The organism is Acidiphilium sp., assembly GCF_049977125.1.
Taxonomy (GTDB): domain Bacteria; phylum Pseudomonadota; class Alphaproteobacteria; order Acetobacterales; family Acetobacteraceae; genus Acidiphilium.
In genome coordinates this window covers 1-1,977 of sequence record NZ_JBMFGY010000331.1, presented here as the reverse complement: position 1 = coordinate 1,977, position 1,977 = coordinate 1, and the positions used below count along the sequence as shown (strand labels likewise).

4 protein-coding genes are annotated in these 1,977 nt (G+C 57.1%); 2 read left to right on the top strand and 2 right to left on the bottom strand.

Translation table 11 applies throughout. The features are described 5' to 3' along the window. Positions 1-389 precede the first annotated feature (389 nt). Both ACP5E6_RS18760 and ACP5E6_RS18755 read left to right on the top strand, forming a co-directional pair. Positions 390-632, top strand: coding sequence for a DUF4160 domain-containing protein (locus tag ACP5E6_RS18760; RefSeq protein WP_427956952.1), 243 nt, complete (start codon positions 390-392; stop codon positions 630-632). Continuing rightward, the gene (locus ACP5E6_RS18755; protein ID WP_427956951.1) at positions 616-879 is read left to right on the top strand and encodes a DUF2442 domain-containing protein; all 264 of its coding nucleotides are present in this window, start codon (positions 616-618) and stop codon (positions 877-879) included. Before ACP5E6_RS18760 ends, ACP5E6_RS18755 begins: the two co-directional genes overlap by 17 nt. Positions 880-1,167: 288 nt before the next feature. Here ACP5E6_RS18755 and ACP5E6_RS18750 read toward each other — a convergent pair whose 3' ends face one another. Next, the gene (locus ACP5E6_RS18750) at positions 1,168-1,773 is read right to left on the bottom strand and encodes an SCP2 sterol-binding domain-containing protein (RefSeq protein WP_427956949.1); all 606 of its coding nucleotides are present in this window, start codon (positions 1,771-1,773) and stop codon (positions 1,168-1,170) included. Continuing rightward, a partial coding sequence (locus ACP5E6_RS18745; protein ID WP_427956947.1) for a hypothetical protein occupies positions 1,770-1,977 on the bottom strand: 208 nt, incomplete at its 5' end. The genes ACP5E6_RS18745 and ACP5E6_RS18750, both read right to left, overlap by 4 nt.

Here is a 1,977-nt window from a genome sequence, read left to right as displayed (position 1 = left end):
ATGCTTGACTTCCGGGCCAAGCGTATGAACACTCTGATCCAGAGAAATTGGACCCATGAATCTGCCAGCCGTTGCTATCGATTACGAACTGGAAGTCGAGCGCAGTCTGCTTGAAGCGGCCGTCGCCGAGGCGCGTGCTGATCCCCGGCCAAGTGTGTCTCACGACCAGGTACGCTCAGATATGTTGCGCAAAATTGTCCTCCTCCGCTCGAAACACGTTGCATGAACCTCCCGAATGCGCGCCCGCAAGATGATCAGGATACCGACGCCTTCGCCGCAGCGGTCAAGCGAGGTATGGATTCGGCCGATGCCGGGCGCGTTGTTGCCTACAAGGAGGTTCGAAAATGGCTCCTCTCCTGGGGATCGGAGACCGAAATGCCCAGACCTGAATGCCGGTAGTCTTTCGATATGAAGGATTCCGGTTCTTTTTCTACGCCAATGAGGGTGATCCGCGAGAGCCGGTCCATGTGCATGTTGAGAAAGACGATGTGGAAGCCAAATTTTGGCTGCATCCTGAGGTTTCGGTAGCCTACAATGACGGCTTTAACGCCAGGACCCTCAGCCGCCTGATGGCGGTGATTGAGGCGAATCGGCAGAAGATCATGGGAGTATGGGATGAGTTCTTCAGCTAGAGCCCGCGAGGTGCGGTTCGATGAGGACTCGATGTGGGTCACTCTGGACGATGGCCGGGTTCTCGGCGTCCCATTGGCGTGGTTTCCGCGACTGTTCCACGCGGCACCGGAGCAACGGGCGACTTGCCGGATCAGTTCTCGCGGCCTCCACTGGGAGGCACTGGACGAGGATATCTCAGTTGCCGGTCTACTCGCCGGTCGGGCCGATCAGACCCATCGCCCCCGCCCTCTTTCCTCGGCTGCGTGACGGTTCGGTTAATTCCGTGATCATCCGGGAGCCGGAGCGGCGAGGTTTCCAAGGGTGGCTGTGGCGGCTCTGGAAAATATTGCGAGACCTTCGGGGTGCCTCGCGCCACCCTCGTTGACCAGCCATCACATCTCCGTGACTATCTTTAGTCGCGTCGCCCCGAACGGGACTATGCCGTGACTATCCGGCGCTTTCCATAATTAGAGATTGTGAAGCGCAGCCACCCAACCCAGGATACGAAGTAATCCTATCGGCTTCCTCGCATCGCCAGGCGCTCTGAATACCCTGTTATTTTGGCAGCCCCGGCCCCTTCGGCGGGCAGTATTTGAAGCTCGCCGGTACCGTCGGCACCAGATGCAGGAATCCACCAAACGGCCCCATGTTCCGCATCGCCTCGATCTTCGGCCCTTTGAAATTGAGCCGCCCGAACATCATCGCGGTCATCGGTGAACCCATGTTCATCCAGTTGGCCGTCGTCGCCCACATCGAATAATCGTAGCTGTGATCGAGCGACTTCGTCGTGAGCGCACCACCGTAGATGCATTCCGCCAGCCCGTTCTTCGGCGCGATCTTCAGCTCGACCGGCGCACTCACCTTGCAGATCGAATCCGACAAGGTGATGATCTTGTATGGCTTGCCACCGGTATTGTGCGCCCAGCCACCGCCAAGTCCCTTGGTGAGTTGCGGCGTATCGTTCCAGGCAGTGCAGAGCTGCGTCGCCCACTGCGGCGACATGAAGACCGGCTTGGTCGCAGCCGGGCCCATGGCGACCACCTGTTGATCGTAACCTGTCTGGTAATACCCGTCGGTCGCATAAGCGCTGCCCGACATGGCAAAAACCGCAACTGCAACACCGGCCATCAGTCTCGAACGATACATATTTTCTTCCCTCATTTATTATTTGGTTCATAAATTAATTGTGCTGTTAAGAACCATTTTTTGAAATTCATTGAAAGCCATAAATTCGTTCTGACGAATTTATCGCAATGTCTCGCCCAAAACGTCTCCGCAGGTGACTTATTTGCCACATTCCCCAGCCCTGACCATCCTTGACCGCCACCCGCTGCCTTGCGCAGTGAAAAGCTGGTCGGGACGGAG